Below are 16524 nucleotides of genomic sequence, written 5' to 3'. Positions count from 1 at the left end.
GTGAGGCAGAGCTAATGCATTCCCGTAAATGAGATTAGCATGATGAGCACAAATGAAGGATAAAGAAAGCTGGGCCAATCGAATAGAAGCCGTGCCGTCCACAAAATCCGTGAAATCCGCTACAATCCGAGCTAATCCGTGATCAGCGGTCCGCGCAGGCGATGGTGGCTACGCTAATGGCAGTAGCTCCGGCGGCTAGCAAGGCGGCAGCGCAGGCTTCGAGGGTGGCGCCGGTGGTCAGCACATCATCAACCACCAGCACGTGCTTGCTTTGGATGAGAGTTGGATCGGCTACTTCGAACACTTCCGCCACGTTTTGCCAGCGTTGAAGGCGGTTCTTGCGAGTTTGCGACTCGGTTTGGCTGGTGCGTCGGAGAACATCGGCATGCCAGGGTGTTTGCAGGCTTTCGGCGAGACCTTCAGCGAAAGGGTCGGATTGGTTGTAGCCGCGCTTGGCCAGCTTGCGTGGGTGCAGCGGTACGGGTACGATGAGGTCGAAGGTGAGGCCTTGGCGGGCAAGGTCGTGGCCGTACCAGCGGCCTAGTACTAGGCCTACGTTGCGCTGGCCCTGGTACTTGAGTTGGTGAAGCAGATGCTGCACCCGGCCGCGGCGCAAGAAACGCAGGTAGCTGAGCGTGTGGCGTATGGGCAGCTTGCCCCAGAAGCGGCGGGCCAGTGGGTTGTCGGCTTCGGGGACCAGGTGATAATCGGTGTAAGGCAGTTGGGCGCGACAGTCGGTGCAGAGGTGTTCTTCGCCCCGCGCCAATGGCTCCTGGCAACCTAGGCACACGCGCGGAAAAATCAGGCCCCAGAAGTCGGAAAGTAGCGTGGCGGGCATCATGGCGTGGTGGTTTGAAGGCGGCGGGAGATGTGGCGGTCAGCCAAGGGGCTGCTCCATGCCAGCACTACGCCGCCACCCGCCAGCCAGTAACTCAACGGCAGCCACCGAAACGACGCTGGTATGGCCGACAGCGTAAGCAACAATCCCAGGCTCCAAACCAGATGCCCCGCGGTGGTGCGAGCCGGTTGCGAAATCGTGGGGATGTACGCCACGTCGGACCAGAGCACCCGCAGCCGGCGAAACTCGGAGAGGAGCAGGGCCAGGTTCATGAGCAGCAGTACGGCCACGATATAGGGAGTACCGGGCCAGCGCTGGGAGATGATGATAACTAGGATGTTAACCAGCATCGGTACGAGCATAATGGCGCCCAGCAGCCAGAACCGGCGCGTCAGCAACAGGAAACCCGTGACAATCTGGGTGAGGGCAATAAAGTCGGCGAAGAAATCCAGCTGAAACGGTTTCAGGCGCTCGGCCAGCCACACCGGACCAATCCAGCCGATGAAACGGTGACCAGCATAGAGCTTGGCCATACCGGACGAGAAGAACGTGAACCCCAGGAAGAAAGCCAGCGCCGCGCGCCACACTCGAACAAGCCCCATCGCCAAGAAGAATAGAAGGTATACATAGAAGGACCACGATTTAAGGTAGGTGTTGCGCCAGTACCAAGCAAATCAGCGCACCATTTCTGCCTACTTTCGTGTTGCCGTGAAGGTCATGTTTGCTCGTAACGCACAGTACAAGGTGAGCAGTTAGCCTAACACGCAGCCTCGGGCTACCGGCCCGACAGTAGCCGGCCGGACGCCTCGGCGTGGGTGCTTCTAGTTATTGCCCAATCACCTCATCACTCAATTACCTCCTCACCTCCTTCCCATGTCCCAAGTCACCGAATTCAACGAGTACCGCCAGCGGATGAACGAGAAAATCCTGGCGGCTGATAACAAGGTTATTAAGCGGTTTTTCAACCTCGATACCAACACTTACCAGGCGGGCGCCTTGGATGTGAAAACCAAGGAAATGCTAGGTCTGGCCTGCTCCATGGTACTGCGCTGCGACGACTGTATCAAGTATCACCTGGGCAAGTGCTACGAGGAAGGCCTCAACGACGAGGAGATTTATGAGGTGTTTGCCATTGCCAACCTCATCGGCGGCAGCATCGTGATTCCGCACTTCCGGCGGGCTGTGGAGTATTGGGAAGCCCTGAAAGAAGAGACGGTGGCCGCCGCGCCCGAGCACTCCCACGAGGCATGAGCAGCTACCTCGACCCACAGGAAACCGAAGCCCAGTTCGAGCAGCGGTGGTGGGAGTTCATGAATGAAATGCGCGCCCGCTTCGGCAAAAAGCCCGATCTGAACGCGCTGCTGCTGCTAATTGGCGTGCAGGAGCTGGGTCAGGGCGCGGGTCCGTTTACGAAAGAGCAGAAGCAAGATCTGATGCACATTGCTACCTGCCGCCTGTTCAGCCTCTCCGGCTACTACGAGCTAGAGCGAGTAGACGAGGAAGGCTGGCCGCACTTTCAGCTGGTGAAGCCTGTGCCTTTCGCCAGCCTAAAAGAGCAGGAAAGAATGCTCAAATGGCACATTCTGGAATATTTCGCCGAAATGGGAGGGGAATAATGGTTGAATGATTGAATGGCTGCATTGTTGAATGGTTAAATGGTTGGTCGTTCTGACGTTTCGTTGAACGACCAACCATTTAACCATGCAGCCATTAAGCAATTAAAAGAATGAACATCGTCAGCTATAACGTAAATGGGCTACGCTCGGCTCTGAGCAAAGGCTTGCTAGACTGGGTGCGCGAAGCGCAGCCCGACGTGCTGTGCGTGCAGGAAATAAAAGCGGGCCGGGAGGAACTGGACGTAGCTGGTTTCTCGGAGCTAGGCTACACTGCCTACTTACACCCGGCACAAAAACCTGGCTATAGTGGTGTGGCCACTTTCACGAAGCAGGCGCCCACCGCCGTAGTAGTCGGGTGCGGCACCGATTTGTATGATGCTGAAGGCCGCGTGCTGCGGCTGGATTTCGAGGACTTATCGGTGCTGAACGTGTACATGCCTTCCGGCACGAGCGGGGAGGAACGGCAGACGTTTAAGGTGAAATGGCTGCACTTCTTCCGCGACTACGTGCGGCAACTGCGGGCCGAGGGGCAGCGGCTAGTCATTGGCGGGGACTTCAACTGCTGCCAAACGGCCATCGACCTGCACAACCCTAAGGCCAACCAAAACAGCCCCGGCTATACGCCCGAGGAGCGGCAGTGGTTTAAAGACTTGCTGGCCGATGGTTTCACCGACTCGTTCCGGCACTTCCACGCCGACGCGCCCGGCCACTACTCCTGGTGGAGCTACCGCGCCGGTTCCCGCAAGCGCAACGTCGGCTGGCGCCTCGACCATCTGCTCATCGACCAAACCCTAGAGCCTCGCCTCACCAGCGCCGGCCTGCTCCCCGACGTCGTACACTCCGACCATTGCCCTGTGTGGGTGGAGTTGAATGGCTAAATGGCTTAATGATTAAATGGTTGGTCGTTCTGACGACTCCAGAACAATCAACCATTAAGCCATTTAGCCATTCAACAACATTTCGGCCACTTCCCGGCCCGAGGCCATAGCGGCGTTCAAGGAAGGATAGGCGGTGTAGTCGCCGCAGCGGTAGAGGGTGGAGGTGAGGCGCAGCTCCTGGCGGGATGGTTGGCCGGCAGAGTATACGGGTAGCGCGTGCGGCAAATCGTAGGTGCGCAGGTGCTGCCACTGACTTACTTCCTCGCCAAACCACAACATCAGCTCAGCGCGCAACATGGCCGTGAGGGTGGTTTCGGATAGGCCATGCTCGCCGTGCGTGCTCACCGAAACCAATGTGCGGCCGGCTGGCGCGTAGTCGGGCGCCACATCGGATGGGAAGCAGACGTTGTGCGCCAACTGGCCGGGCACTGCGTTTAGCCGCAGCAGCTTGTCTTGGCGGCCGGGCGAAGAAGGGGCCGCGAAGTAGGTGCAGGTGGTGCGCCGCCAGGCCGTGGCGTGAAGCTGAGTCAGGTGCGGTAGAAGCCGGGCCGTGGTGTCGCCATCGATGGCGACTACTACGGCGGCGGCTTCTATAGTTTCGCCGCCGCGCAGCTGTACGGTAGTGCCTTCCACGGCTTCGGCAGGCGTGTTGAGGCGCACTGTGCCAGCGGGCAGGCGGGCGGCCAACTGCTCGGGAATTTGCTGAATGCCCAAAGCGGGCACCGTGGCTTCACCCAACACAAATTGCTGGAACACGAACTCGAAGAAGTTGCTGCCGGTGCTCAGACTCCGGTCCAGGAATACGCCGCCGAAAAAGGGCCGGAAGAAGGAATCGATGATTTGCTCGCTCCAGCCGTAGCGCCGCAGGAAGGTGAGCGTGTCGGAACTAGGGCGGGCCAGCAGTTCTTCGCTGCTGCGCCGGCTCACGTGCTGCGCCAGGCTGGCGATACGGAGCTTGTCGCCAAGTGTGCCGATAGGTGAAAAGGCGGCGGACAGAGCCGAAGCGGGTTGCCGCAGTGGGTTGCGCAGGGTGGTTTCCTCACCCGAGGCCAACCGAATGACGGCCCCCGAAAGAAAGGCCCGCAGGTCAAGCGCCCCATAATCGATCATGCGCTGCACTTCCGGGTATTTGGTGAGTAGCACTTGAAAGCCCCGGTCGAGGCGGAAACCATCGGGAGTGACATCGGTGCGGACGCGGCCCCCGACGGCCTCGGCGGCTTCGAGCACTACCACGGCGCGGCCAGCGCGGTGCAGGTAATTGGCACAGGTGAGGCCGGCCATGCCGGCCCCAATAACTACGATGGGCGCGGAAGAAGAGAGAGGAGCAGTCATATCAGCCCCAAACTACAAAACGCGATAGAAGGTTGGGTGCTAGCAGGCCGTAGTCCTCCGGTTCGTAGCGCGGAAAGCCATTCCGCACACGAGCCGCAGGCGAGTTCCTACGCGCTGAGGCATGTGGCACGGTTCCGAATACTCGCTTCGCTCGTGCGCGGAACGGCTTTCCACGCTACAACTCACTTAGACGGCGGACATACTGAACCTATCTCGTACTCTTCGGCATGGCTGTATTCCTCCCAATCGGCAATATCCAAACGTGATTCGTCCTGGTACGCTTCCTGAGTAGAGAAGACAATTCCACTGCGGAAGTGGCCTTTCACAAAGGTTTCTCTAGCTACCACGGTTTCGTCCTGGGCCCGGCGCAATTGCCAGCGGCCATCCGGAATACCGTTTACAATAGTGCCACGCAGCCGTAGCCCCAACTCTTGCCGGTACCAGGTGCCGTTACCATTCACTACGAGCTGCTGGCCGGCCTCATCCCAGAACTGCTGCACCAGCGGGTCGCGGCCATCCTGGAAGCTCAGCACCTGCCGCCGATTGCCCGACGGATACCAGTAGGCCCAGTCGCCTACTTGCTGGCCCTGGCGGTAGTGGCCGCGGGCCGCTAGCTCGCCGGTGGCGTGGTATACTTCAAACAATCCTTCTTTGCGGCCCTCACGGTAAGCTCCCCGCAGTACGGGCAGGTTGTTGTCGAGGCGAAAGTCGCGCACGAAGCCGTAGAACTTGCCGGCACTGTCGAGGCGCACGTGGCGGCGGATGGTGGCACAGCCGGCCGGCGTGAGCACGTAGTTGGCGGAGTAGAAAAAAACCACGCTGTCTTTGCCCACTACGCGGTAACAATCGTTGAGCTTAGCTTTCTCCGGCGCGGGCTTTTGCGCCCAAGCCGTAGTGGCGATAAGTAAAGCAGAAAGAAGTAGAAAAGGCCGCAGACAGGTATACATGGGCCGCATTAAGCACATAATTAAGATGAGTTGATAAGGTAGCTGGTTCAGACTTGTGCTTCCTGTTGCTGCCTGCATTTCGGCCTTTTGCCGAAGATTGAGGTCAGTAAAGATCTACGCTTAGCGGCTTGCAAGAAAAGGCAAGTCGTGCATAGTACACACCCATTCACCACGAGTAGCTCTACTTCAATAAGCAAAACACTGCTGCTGACGAGGTAGCCAGGAAGAACCTGCTTCATGAAATATCTAGTAATATTTATTGATAATCACACATTTATGTGGTTGTGTACCCGATAATAATAGATATATATTTGATCGATTAATGTAAAGACAGGCACACATAAGACAGGCCTGAAATTCTCTAGCCAGACCGCAAAACAGATGTTGCTGTCGATAAACCAAGCACTTCAACAGCCAATCAGTAAGGCTCCGTTGAATTTACTGGTTGGGCTTCATTAGAAAAAGCATCCTTCTTTCCTCACTCACTTATCCTTCCACCACGTGGCAAAACAAGCAGAAGACCGTACCCACCAGTTTAAACTGGACAGCCGGACCGATTCGGTGCAGCAAATTACGCCCGGCGAAGCAGCCAAGCAGCCATTCATGGCCCTCGGCAAGTTTCACGGTCTAAACCGTGACCTTTCGCGTCTTTCGGTGGCTGATTTAGTCACGCGCTTTCGGATCCCAGATCGGTTCAGCTACATGTTTCGGGTACCCGTGGGTGGCAAGCTGCCTTTTACGCCCGCCAACCGGCAAGCTTTAGAAGATCTAGGTCGTAAGATGCTGGATATCGGGCTGGAAGGCGACCTGGCCGACCCCAAAGTGAACGAATCTACTATCGACTCGGGCTACGTGTATTTCGGGCAATTCGTCGACCACGACATCACCCGCGACAACTCGGAGTTTCCAAGCTCTCCGCAAAACGCGGCCAAGATTCCGAACGTCCGCACCCCCAACCTGGACTTGGATTCGGTGTATGGCCGCGGCCCCGCCCTCGATGCCTTTCTGTATGATGGTATCAAAATGAAGTTGCCCGCTGCCAATACCGGCAATTCGGGCAAAGTGAACAACACAGGAATGGTAACGGACCTGCCTCGCGCCGAACTCAACCCCGTTACGGGCAGCCGCGACGCGCTCATTGGCGACGACCGGAACGACGAGAACCTCTTTGTGCAGCAACTGCACCTCGGTTTTCTTTCCTTCCATAATGCCGTAATTGATGCGCTGAAGCAGCAGAAGCCCGCCGCGCCCAACGCCGAGGTTTTTATAGAAGCCCAGCGGGAAGTCCGCCGTCATTACCAATGGGTGCTGTTGCACGATTTTCTGCGCACCATTTGTGGCAGCCTAACCGTAGACGATGTGCTGCAACACGGCATCAAGTTCTACAACAACAAGGTGAACCCCTTCACCAAGCAGCCGCCGATGCCCGTGGAGTTTGCGGTGGGCTGCTACCGTTTCGGACACAGCATGATCCGGGACGTGTACAACTTCAATGACAACTTCCCGAAGGACACCTTTCTGAAAGCGTTTGAGTTTACGGGGCAGGTTATTGGGCAAGACCCCGCGCACAATGCGCAAGCGGGGACTTCTAAGCACCCGTTCTGGCGCGTCAACTGGAACCGTTTTTTCTCCAGTGCCGGGCATCAGGCCCAAAACAAAGCGCGCAAAATAGATACGCGCGTGGCCTTGCACATGGGCAAGCTGCCGCCCTTCACCGATAGCCCAACTCCGAATTTTATGGCCGTGCTATCGGCTCGTAACTTGGTGCGGGCCCTGGCCTACGGCGTTCCTACCGGGCAAGCCATAGCCAGTATTATGGGCGCAAAACCACTCACCGTGACGCAGCTCAAATCGAATCCGTTTGAGAATACGCTGTTTTTGCCTGGTCCTATAAAGTTTCCTAACGTAGCGGCCGAGGCAGAAGACGTGGTGGAAGCAGCTTCCCCCATCAATCCAAAGCTGAAGGTGCAAGTGCAGCCTTTCCCCGTGCTACGGCCCCTGAAGTGGAATCCGATAATTATAAAGGCTACACCCGAACAGCAAGCCCTGCACGAAGGAACGGTGGAGGTATTGTCGCGCAACAACGATGCGCTGTGCAAGAACACGCCGTTGTGGTACTACATTTTGAAGGAGGCCGAAGTACTGGAGAAAGGCAACCACCTTGGCCCCGTTGGTGGGCGCATCGTGACGGAAGTATTCGTGCGGCTACTATTCGAAAACCCCGATTCCATCCTAAACAACCCCGGCTGGAAACCCAGCTTCGGCGTAGATGCCAGTGGCAACTTCCGCATCTTCGACCTACTCAAATTCGCCGGCCGCATCCCGGCCCAGGACACGCTATAAATTCCGCGCCGGCTCGGTTTCGGCCGTACAAGTCCACCGCATTAAGCAACAGCTGATCCTGCAAAGCAGGCCGCCCCACGCAGAGGCGGCCTGCTTTATTTACTGCGGGCTTATAGCGCGAAGCTCCGGCTTCGCGCATTGTTGAACGACCCTCGTTGCTACCTCACGCTTGTCGTTCAACCTCCGTAACGATACGCGAAGCTGGAGCTTCGCGCTACGGGCCGTATCCGCCAGCATATTGTCTCAATACTCAGTACTCAGGTCCAACTACTCAAAACAGCTTGCGCCGCTTTGGAATCTTACGGGTTTTCATGGTCCAGAACTCCGCCACGCCGGTTCGTTTCATGGCCAGGCGCCACACGGCCATGGGCTGGCCTAGCGCGTAGCCCATGGCCTGGTCCTGCGGGTATTGCTTGCGAATGAGGGCGTAGTCAGTCGCCGTAATGTCCTGTCCTACCGTGCCGTGGCAGCGCAGGCACAGCGCGTCGTTGAGCACGATGGGGCGTTGGTAGAAGAAGGTTTCGATGTTGGGTCGCGAGATTTGGCGGGTGGTATCGGGCTGCAAGTCAGTGGGGGCCAAGGTGGCTTGATGGGCTGGGTTGCGCGGGCGGCTGCTCACGCGCCGGGCATCAGCTTCCAGCACCTTCGCCACCGAATCGACGGAGGCGAAGGTTTCGGGGCGGCAGTAGGGCAGGGCTGTGGCTACTCCGCCTTGGGCTAGCTTTTCGGTGAGTACGCGGCGTAGTTCCTGGTCGGCGTAGCACGTGAGCGAGTCGCCGGCCCAACGCGTGGCGCGGAGCAAGTCGGCGGGCATGATGCGCTTCACCTGCCAGTTTTCGGCTTCCCGGCCAATACGCTTGCTGTCTTTGAGGTGCTCAATCTGGTCGGGGCGGCAGGCGGCGGCCAGGAGCAGCACAGTGGCTGCGGCCGCCCGAAGGAAGTGGCGCATGAGGCAAGGCAAAAAGAAGGACCGGCAAGATAAACACGGCACGCCGTCCTTCGTTCGGCCATTCTTGAAACTCAACGCAGCAAAAACGTCTGTAGCGCCTCGTACTCCGGCTCCAGCATCACACTTTGCTTGAGTTTCGTAAGCAGCCCGCGCACTGCCACTGGCACGGGCACGGCTGCTTCAATAACTGGCTCCACTACTTCCGGAAACTTAATGGGATGCGCCGTTTCCAGGAAAAAGCCGCGCACCGCCGGGTGCTCAGCTAGGTATTCTTCCAAAGCGCGCAACGCCACGGCGCCGTGCGGATCGAGCAAATAACCAACTTCCTGATAGACGCGTCGAATGGTGGCATGCGTCTCCTTGTCAGAGATGGTAGCGCCGCTGACGAGGGTACTCAAGGGGCCGTGCTGATGCCCAAACAGCTCCAGAATACGCACGAAGTTGCTCGGGTGGCCTACATCCATGGCGTTGGAGAGGGTGGCTACCGCCGGTTTCGCCGCGAAACTGCCCGTGCGCAGGTACGCCGCTACGGCGTCGTTGGTGTTGCAGGCCGCCACGAAGTGACCTATGGGCAGGCCGGAGGCGTGGGCCATGAGGCCGGCGCACAAGTTGCCGAAGTTGCCGCTCGGTACGGCTACCACTGGTGGCTCGGCGTGCGTCCATTGTTGCAACGCGAACAGGTAGTAAAACTGCTGCGGCAGCCAGCGGGCCACGTTGATGGAGTTGGCCGAAGTCAGTTGCCGGTGCTGCGCCACGAGTGGGTCGAGGAAGGCCTGCTTCACCAGCCGCTGACAGTCGTCGAAGTTGCCGCGCACTTCCAGCGCCGTAATATTCTGGCCCAGCGTGGTGAGCTGCTTTTCCTGCAGCGGGCTGACCTTGCCCGAGGGATACAAAATCACGACTTCCACGCCGTCCACGCCCAGAAATCCATCGGCCACGGCCCCGCCGGTATCCCCGGAAGTAGCTACCAGCACTGTGACGGGCGCTGCTTGCTGCCGCGAAAAGTAGCCTAGGCAGCGGCTCATGAACCGCGCCCCCACATCTTTAAAGGCCAGCGTCGGCCCATGAAACAGCTCCAAGGAAGCTATGCGCTCCGTCACCGGCATCAGCGGAAACTCGAAGTCCACGGTTTCGGCACAAATCCGGCGCAGCTCCTGCTCGGGAATAGATTCGCCCACGTAAGGTCGAATCACCTCGTACGCCACTTCCGCCCGCGGCAAGGAAGCCAAGTTACGCAGCAGCTCCGGCGCAAAGCGGGGCACCTGCTCCGGGAAGTAAAGCCCGCCATCGGGCGCCTGCCCGGCTACGGTAGCCGCGTGAAAATCAACGGGCGCGGATTGGCGATTAAGGCTGTAGTAGCGCATAGAAGAGATGTTGATGATGTTGAGGCCTGCCCATCTGCCCGCTTTTTCGCGGGCTGACGGGTCGCCGTATGCTGACGTCTGCTGGAATACCTGTTGGTGACTGATTGAGGGCAGCGTCTTTTCCCAAACCGAGCAACTGCCCGCTTAATTAAGTGGTGAGGCGAAAGTACTGCGGCACGAATCTTCTGTTACTCGCCGAGTCATCCGGTAAAGCTTACGGCTTATGGCTCATTGCTTAGACCCGTCAGCCCGCGAAAAAGCGGGCAGACGGGCGGGTGTTAGCCAAACCGTACGCCGGTGGGGTTGATAGTGGTAATGTGGATGTGAAAGTCGATGTGCAGTTGCTCGTATATGACGCGCATGGCGGCGGCTACGGCCTGGGCCGTTTGCTCGTCGCGGCTCAGCATGAAGATAGAAGGGCCCGAGCCGGATATGCCGCCGCCTAGGGCACCCGCCGCCAAGCTAGCTGCCTTTGCCGCCGCGAAACCGGGAATCAGAATGCTGCGCACCGGCTCCACGATAACGTCTTCCAGAGAGCGGCCAATCAACTCGTAATCTGACTTGAGCAAGCCCGCCACCAGTCCCGCCACGTTGGCCCACTGCCGGATGGCGTCTTTCAGGGCCACTTGCTGCCGCAGAATCTGCCGGGCATCGGCGGTACGCACTTCTATCTGCGGGTGCACCACCGTCACGTGTAGTTCGGGCGCCGAAAGCGGCACGATGTCCAACGGGTCGGCCGAGCGAATAAGCGTGACACCGCCGTAAATGGCCGGCGCAATGTTGTCGGCGTGTTGGGCACCGGAAGCCACTTCTTCGCCAAACATGGCGAAGCGCACCAGCTCCTCCGGCGAAAACCGCCCGCCCAACAATCGATTAGCGCCTACTACTGCCCCCGCCGCCGAAGCCGCGCTGCTTCCAATCCCGCTGCCCGGCATAATGCCCTTGCGAATCCGCATCTCGAAGCCCACCGACTCCGGCAAGGCGCGCAGCAGCGCCAGCAGGGCCGCTCCCGCCACGTTGCGCGCCGGCTCGGTCGGCAGGTTGTAGTTGTCTTCATTGATGATGACTACGCCCGGCTCCGCCGTGCGGTGCAGGTGCATGGTATCATAAGGGGCTTCCAGCGCGAAACCCAGCACATCGAACCCGCACACCACATTGGCAACGGTAGCCGGCGAATAAACAGTCAAAGAATCAGACATAAAGAGAAAAGTAGCGCGAAGCTCCGGCTTCGCGTATCGTTGCTGAGGTTGAACGATAATCGTTGTTACGGTGCGTATGTCGGCGTCCCTAGGGCCCAGGGTTGAACCCCTGGGCTACGCAGCGGGCGGTTCCGTTTTCGCTAACTAGCCCAGGGCTTCAGCCCTGGGAACTCCGCCCCACCCGCACCGTCCGAATATAACCGCGCACTACCGCTTACGCTCGCGCGGCCCGCACGATGTCGGCGAATACACCAGAGGCGGTTACGTCGGCACCGGCGCCGGCCCCTTTCACTACCAGCGGCTGCTCTACGTAGCGGTTGGTGAAGAACAGCACGGCGTTGTCCTTGCCTTGGAGCACGTAAAAATCGTGGCCCGGAGCTACGGCTTGCAAGCCCACGCTGGCCCGGCCCTCGACATAGCGGGCCACGAACTTGAGGCGCTTGCCTTCCGCCGCCGCTGCTTCGTACAGCGCCCGGAAGTGCGGCTCGTGTACAGCCAGCTGCCCATAGAAAGCTTCTACGTCGCCTTCCAAGCAAGAGGCGGGCAGGAAGGATTCATTTTCGATGTCGGTCAGCTCCATTTCCTGCCCGGCTTCACGCGCCAGAATCAGAATTTTACGGGCCACGTCGGTGCCGCTCAGGTCGAGGCGTGGGTCGGGCTCGGTGTAGCCTTCGGCCTGGGCCTGGCGCACCACTTCCGCGAAGGGCCGCGTGCCATCGTAATGGTTGAAGACGAAGTTGAGCGTGCCCGACAGCACCCCCTCGATGCGCCGTACTTCGTCGCCGCTGCGCAGCAGGTCGTTAAGCGTACCGATGACGGGCAGGCCCGCGCCCACGTTGGTTTCAAAGAGGAACTCGGCGCTGAACTCCCGCGCCAGGGCCTTCAGGTGGGCGTAATTGGTGTAGGCGGAGGAGCAAGCCACCTTGTTGCAGGCCACCACCGCCACGCTTCGCTCCAGCAGCTGCGCGTAGATGCCGGCCACATCGGCGGCAGCCGTTACGTCCACGAACACCGTGTTGCGCAGGTTGCGGGCGTGCAGCTCGCGTACCAGCTCGGGCAGGTGCAGCGGCTGGCCTGCTTCCAGCGCCGCCGACCAGTTTTCCAGGTCCAGCCCTTTTTCCTCAACCACAAAACGGCGGCTGTTGGCTAACCCCACCACGCGCACGTTCAGGCGCAGCTTCTCGCGCAGCCACGCTTGTTGCCGGGCCAGTTGTTCCAGCAGCTTGCGCCCCACATTGCCGACGCCCGCCACAAACACGTTCACTTGCTTGGCCGTGGCTTCAAAGAAATCCTCGTGCAGCACATTGATGGCCTTGCGCACGTCCTGAGCCCGAATCACGACGGATATGTTGCGCTCCGATGAGCCCTGTGCAATAGCCCGGATATTGACCCCGTTGTTGCCCAGTGCCCCAAACATGCGCCCACTGATGCCCGAGTGGTTGCGCATTTGCTCGCCCACCAGCGCCACAATGGCAAGGTCGGTTTCCAGACGCAGCGGGTCCACCCGGCCGGCGGCTATTTCGGGCTCAAACTCTTCGTCTACGGCTACTTGCGCCACGGCGGCATCAATGACACGCACGGCCACCGAAATGGAGTGCTCCGAGGAGCTTTGCGTAATGAGAATCACGTTGATTCGCTCCCGCGCCAGCACGCCAAATAGCCGCCGCGAGAAGCCCGGAATGCCTACCATGCCGCTGCCTTCCAAACTCAGCAGCGCCAGCCCCGCGATGCTCGACAAGCCCCGTACCACGTCACGGTTGGCAGGCGGATTTACTTCTACCAGTGTGCCTTCATCGTCGGGAGCGAAGGTGTTTTTAATCCAGAGGGGAATACCCTGGCTCATCACCGGCTGAATGGTGGGCGGGTACAGCACCTTGGCCCCGAAGTGCGACAGTTCCATGGCCTCCTGGTAGGAAATGCGCGGAATAGGCCGAGCCGCCGATACCAGGCGCGGGTCGGCCGTCATCATGCCGCTCACATCGGTCCAGATTTCCAACTGCTCAGCGGCCAAAGCCCCGGCGAAGAGGGCCGCCGTGTAGTCGGAGCCGCCGCGGCCGAGCGTGGTGGTGGCGCCCTGCGCGTCGCTGCCAATGAAGCCCGGCACCACGTAGAGAGCCGCCGGCTGCGCAGCCACGAACTCCCTGATTTGCTGGTTGGTGACGGCCGCGTCCACCGCCGCAAAACCATGCTGTGAGTTGGTGCGAATGAGCTGCCGGCTGTCGTGCCAGAGGTGAGCTACGCCTTGGCTGCGCAGGGCCGCCGCCAACAGCCGCGAGGCCAGCAGCTCGCCGTAGCTCATGAGCCGGTCCAGCGTCCGGTCCGACAGCTCGCCCAGGGCGAATATTCCGTCGCAGAGGCTTTCCAACTCGTTGCAGTGCGTTTTGACGAGGCTCAGCACCGCGCTTTGCTCGGCCACGGGCAGTAAACCACGCACGGCGTCGAGGTGGCGCTCTTCCAACTGGCGGAGGTGGGTGCGGTAATCCTCGTGGCCGGCGGCGGCGCGGCGGCCAGCTTCAATGAGGCCATCGGTGGTGCCGCTCAGGGCCGATACCACTACCACCGTGGGTTGCTGCCGGGCGGCGGCCTCTGCCAGCCGGGCTACCCGTTCCAGATTAGCGGCCGTAGCCACCGACGTACCGCCAAATTTAAGAACCTGCATAAGCGTAAAAGTCAAGTAGAACACACGAAGAAGCCCGTCGGGCCGGGGCTTCCGAAGCGGGAAGCGGCCGGCGGACGGGCTGCGAAAACTCTGAGGGGTAAGGAGAAGGAGGTTCGGCAGCCCGCGTCAGCGGGTTGTTGTAGCCGTACCTGTGACTGTCAGTGGAGTGGCAGCCGGGACGCGGAAGAGGAAGCTTGAAGCGGTGAGCAAAAGCATAAGCGCGCGGAGAACGGGCCCAAAGTAGAAAACTTTGGCTGAAAGAGCAGAGCGGCAAGCAGAAACAGACGAAAAATAGTTTTACAGCGGTTCTTGGATTGGCGTACTGACTGGCGTGTAGCGCGAAGCTCCGGCTTCGCGTATCGTTGCTGAGGTTGAACGATTGGAACCGCGCCATAACAACGCTTGTCGTGCAACGATGTCGCGCTACACGCCGCCCCGCAACCGCGCTCTAGCTGCTCCTTGTTGCAACCTCCTTTTAGCCTAGAACTCGTTTTCTAACTACCGCTACGTCAACGCCAGCCGCACTCATCTTCTGCTCCGCTTCCCGCTCGATCAAGTCTTTGAAAAGCTGTAGCGTCTGATCGAACGTTACATGCTGACCCATCATGTAGCTCATATCATATTCGATAGGCTCCCAGGTAGAGAAGTCCGCGTGGTTGTGTTGAAGTTGTACTTCAAGCTTATCAATAGCATTTGCCACTCTCGCTTCGTATGTGCTCTTGGCTTCAAACTCATACCAAAGGGCGTAGACCTCCTCCCCCACGGGAGCGCCTAGCATCTGACGGAGGTGCTCTATCGCAGCCTCTTCTCTTTCTTGCTTCTCAACGCGCAACGCAGGATTGCGCAAGACATCCAGAGCCGACATATCCCCAGCTTCCGCTTCTATAAGGTCATGAATAATTATCATCTTCAGAAGCTTCTCAATGGACACCGGCTGCTCCAAATGTGGCTCTAATAAAATAGCCATCAGGGACATCCGCCAAGTATGCTCGGCAACGCTTTCCTGACGTCCGCTGGACAGGTAGCTGTGGCGCAGTTCAAATTTCAGCCGTTCAGCTAGTTTCAAAACATCGAGAACGGCTCGTAACTGGGCAGGTGTAGCTGGCATGGCTGAAATGTTAGGTCAAAGCAAACTTAAAGAACTTCTGATACTACAACTGAAGAGTAAGTGTTACTCGGAGCAACCGAAATTATGCTTTTGAGTTTTCAGTACCTTTGGGGCTACCAATACAATTCCCCGCAGGCAAGATGCTAGATAAACTGGAAGCCATTCAACAGCGCTTCAACGACGTGAGCGAGCAGCTCACGCAGCCGGAGGCCATGAGCGACATGAAACGCTTCAAAGCCCTAAATAAGGAGTATAAGGACCTCGGCAAAATCGTGGCCGAGTATAAAGCCTATCAGAACGTACTGGCCAATATCGACGGAGCCAAGGAGGTGATTGCGACCGAAAAGGACGAGGACTTCCGCCAAATGGCGAAGGACGAACTCGAAGCGCTGTACCCCGAGCAGGAGCGCCTCGAAGCCGTTATCAAGGACCTGCTCCTGCCCAAAGACCCCAACGATTCCAAGGACGTTATCATGGAAATCCGGGCCGGAGCGGGCGGCGACGAAGCGGCCATCTTTGCCGGCGACTTGCAGCGCATGTACATGCGCTACGCCGAAAAGCAGGGCCTGAAAATGGATTTGATTGACGCCACCGAAGGTACTTCGGGCGGCTACAAAGAAATTATTCTAGCCGTGAAAGGCGAGGACGTGTACGGCAAGCTCAAGTTTGAGAGCGGCGTGCACCGCGTGCAGCGCGTACCAGCCACCGAAACGCAGGGCCGCATCCACACGTCGGTAGCCTCCATCGTGGTGATGCCGGAAGCCGAGGAGCTGGACGTGCAAATCGACATGAACGAGGTGCGCAAAGACCTGTTTATGTCGTCGGGTCCCGGCGGGCAGTCGGTGAACACGACGTACTCGGCCGTGCGCCTCACGCACTTACCCACCGGCCTCGTGGCGCAGTGCCAGGACCAGAAGTCGCAGCTCAAGAACTTCGACAAAGCCTTGCAGGTGCTTCGCTCGCGCCTCTACGAGATTGAGCTGGCCAAGAAGAACGAAGCCGAAGGCGCGGCCCGCAAGAGCATGATTGGCGGCGGCGACCGTTCCGACAAAATCCGCACCTACAACTACCCCCAAGGCCGCGTCACGGACCACCGCATCGGCTACACGGTGCACAACCTGGCCAGCGTAATGGACGGCAACATCGACGACTTCGTGGAGCAGCTGCGCCTGGCCGAAAGCGCCGAGCGCCTGAAGGAAGGAGTAGGATAGGCTTTTGGTTTGTGGTGATTGGTTTTTGGCTGTTGGTAAGCTCTGCTTATCCTATTATACCAGTGATTGGGTTTTGGTCG

14 protein-coding genes are annotated in these 16524 nt (G+C 59.0%); 5 read left to right on the top strand and 9 right to left on the bottom strand.

From position 1 onward, the window contains the following. Window positions 1-142: 142 nt before the first annotated feature. Together ACYSMN_RS21185 and ACYSMN_RS21180 are read right to left on the bottom strand one after the other, a co-directional pair. Complete coding sequence (locus ACYSMN_RS21185; RefSeq protein ID WP_488925915.1) at window positions 143-841, bottom strand: ComF family protein; 699 nt, start codon at window positions 839-841, stop codon at window positions 143-145. Next, window positions 838-1440, bottom strand: a complete 603-nt coding sequence (locus ACYSMN_RS21180; protein ID WP_488925914.1) for a hypothetical protein — start codon at window positions 1438-1440, stop codon at window positions 838-840. The genes ACYSMN_RS21185 and ACYSMN_RS21180 overlap by 4 nt, the downstream gene beginning before the upstream one ends. Window positions 1441-1711: 271 nt before the next feature. Here ACYSMN_RS21180 and ACYSMN_RS21175 point away from each other — a divergent pair, with 271 nt between their 5' ends. From ACYSMN_RS21175 to ACYSMN_RS21165, 3 genes are all read left to right on the top strand, one after another. Then, window positions 1712-2089, top strand: coding sequence for a carboxymuconolactone decarboxylase family protein (locus ACYSMN_RS21175; RefSeq protein WP_488925913.1), 378 nt, complete (start codon window positions 1712-1714; stop codon window positions 2087-2089). After that, window positions 2086-2454 carry a hypothetical protein gene (locus tag ACYSMN_RS21170; RefSeq protein ID WP_488925912.1) on the top strand — a complete coding sequence of 123 codons (369 nt, stop codon included), beginning with the start codon at window positions 2086-2088 and terminating at the stop codon, window positions 2452-2454. Before ACYSMN_RS21175 ends, ACYSMN_RS21170 begins: the two co-directional genes overlap by 4 nt. 110 nt (window positions 2455-2564) lie before the next feature. Further along, the gene (locus ACYSMN_RS21165) at window positions 2565-3332 is read left to right on the top strand and encodes an exodeoxyribonuclease III (RefSeq protein ID WP_488925911.1); all 768 of its coding nucleotides are present in this window, start codon (window positions 2565-2567) and stop codon (window positions 3330-3332) included. A gap of 63 nt (window positions 3333-3395) precedes the next feature. Here ACYSMN_RS21165 and ACYSMN_RS21160 read toward each other — a convergent pair whose 3' ends face one another. Both ACYSMN_RS21160 and ACYSMN_RS21155 read right to left on the bottom strand, forming a co-directional pair. After that, window positions 3396-4664, bottom strand: a complete 1269-nt coding sequence (locus ACYSMN_RS21160; RefSeq protein ID WP_488925910.1) for a protoporphyrinogen/coproporphyrinogen oxidase — start codon at window positions 4662-4664, stop codon at window positions 3396-3398. A 182-nt stretch (window positions 4665-4846) separates the two neighbouring features. Beyond that, window positions 4847-5611, bottom strand: coding sequence for a toxin-antitoxin system YwqK family antitoxin (locus tag ACYSMN_RS21155; RefSeq protein WP_488925909.1), 765 nt, complete (start codon window positions 5609-5611; stop codon window positions 4847-4849). Between the two features lie 501 nt (window positions 5612-6112). On the opposite strand from ACYSMN_RS21155, the gene ACYSMN_RS21150 reads away from it, so the two are divergent. Further along, entirely contained in the window at window positions 6113-7954 is a 1842-nt protein-coding gene (locus ACYSMN_RS21150; protein ID WP_488925908.1) for a peroxidase family protein, read from the top strand. A gap of 271 nt (window positions 7955-8225) precedes the next feature. Here ACYSMN_RS21150 and ACYSMN_RS21145 read toward each other — a convergent pair whose 3' ends face one another. From ACYSMN_RS21145 to ACYSMN_RS21125, 5 genes are all read right to left on the bottom strand, one after another. Beyond that, window positions 8226-8903, bottom strand: a complete 678-nt coding sequence (locus ACYSMN_RS21145) for a c-type heme family protein (protein ID WP_488925907.1) — start codon at window positions 8901-8903, stop codon at window positions 8226-8228. A 71-nt stretch (window positions 8904-8974) separates the two neighbouring features. Continuing rightward, entirely contained in the window at window positions 8975-10267 is a 1293-nt protein-coding gene (thrC, locus tag ACYSMN_RS21140) for a threonine synthase (RefSeq protein ID WP_488925906.1), read from the bottom strand. Between the two features lie 278 nt (window positions 10268-10545). Further along, complete coding sequence (locus ACYSMN_RS21135) at window positions 10546-11466, bottom strand: homoserine kinase (protein ID WP_488925905.1); 921 nt, start codon at window positions 11464-11466, stop codon at window positions 10546-10548. Window positions 11467-11680: 214 nt separating this feature from the next. Next, window positions 11681-14125, bottom strand: a complete 2445-nt coding sequence (thrA, locus tag ACYSMN_RS21130; RefSeq protein ID WP_488925904.1) for a bifunctional aspartate kinase/homoserine dehydrogenase I — start codon at window positions 14123-14125, stop codon at window positions 11681-11683. Window positions 14126-14600: 475 nt separating this feature from the next. Further along, window positions 14601-15233, bottom strand: coding sequence for an HD domain-containing protein (locus tag ACYSMN_RS21125; RefSeq protein ID WP_488925903.1), 633 nt, complete (start codon window positions 15231-15233; stop codon window positions 14601-14603). Window positions 15234-15373: 140 nt separating this feature from the next. Here ACYSMN_RS21125 and prfA point away from each other — a divergent pair, with 140 nt between their 5' ends. Continuing rightward, window positions 15374-16444: a peptide chain release factor 1 gene (gene prfA / locus ACYSMN_RS21120; protein WP_488925902.1), complete on the top strand. Its 1071-nt coding sequence runs from the start codon at window positions 15374-15376 to the stop codon at window positions 16442-16444. Window positions 16445-16524 lie beyond the last annotated feature (80 nt).

The organism is Hymenobacter sp. M1-2, assembly GCF_057808495.1.
Note: the sequence above shows the minus strand (reverse complement) of the source record. Positions and strands in the feature narration are given on the sequence as shown.

Bases quoted from the DNA above. Each gene is read 5' to 3' on its own strand.
- ACYSMN_RS21185 (WP_488925915.1), bottom strand. From the start codon at position 841: ATGATGCCCGCCACGCTACTTTCCGACTTCTGGGGCCTGATTTTTCCG.
- ACYSMN_RS21180 (WP_488925914.1), bottom strand. From the start codon at position 1,440: ATGGGGCTTGTTCGAGTGTGGCGCGCGGCGCTGGCTTTCTTCCTGGGG.
- ACYSMN_RS21175 (WP_488925913.1), top strand. From the start codon at position 1,712: ATGTCCCAAGTCACCGAATTCAACGAGTACCGCCAGCGGATGAACGAG.
- ACYSMN_RS21170 (WP_488925912.1), top strand. From the start codon at position 2,086: ATGAGCAGCTACCTCGACCCACAGGAAACCGAAGCCCAGTTCGAGCAG.
- ACYSMN_RS21165 (WP_488925911.1), top strand. From the start codon at position 2,565: ATGAACATCGTCAGCTATAACGTAAATGGGCTACGCTCGGCTCTGAGC.
- ACYSMN_RS21160 (WP_488925910.1), bottom strand. From the start codon at position 4,664: ATGACTGCTCCTCTCTCTTCTTCCGCGCCCATCGTAGTTATTGGGGCC.
- ACYSMN_RS21155 (WP_488925909.1), bottom strand. From the start codon at position 5,611: ATGTATACCTGTCTGCGGCCTTTTCTACTTCTTTCTGCTTTACTTATC.
- ACYSMN_RS21145 (WP_488925907.1), bottom strand. From the start codon at position 8,903: ATGCGCCACTTCCTTCGGGCGGCCGCAGCCACTGTGCTGCTCCTGGCC.
- thrC (WP_488925906.1), bottom strand. From the start codon at position 10,267: ATGCGCTACTACAGCCTTAATCGCCAATCCGCGCCCGTTGATTTTCAC.
- ACYSMN_RS21135 (WP_488925905.1), bottom strand. From the start codon at position 11,466: ATGTCTGATTCTTTGACTGTTTATTCGCCGGCTACCGTTGCCAATGTG.
- thrA (WP_488925904.1), bottom strand. From the start codon at position 14,125: ATGCAGGTTCTTAAATTTGGCGGTACGTCGGTGGCTACGGCCGCTAAT.
- ACYSMN_RS21125 (WP_488925903.1), bottom strand. From the start codon at position 15,233: ATGCCAGCTACACCTGCCCAGTTACGAGCCGTTCTCGATGTTTTGAAA.
- prfA (WP_488925902.1), top strand. From the start codon at position 15,374: ATGCTAGATAAACTGGAAGCCATTCAACAGCGCTTCAACGACGTGAGC.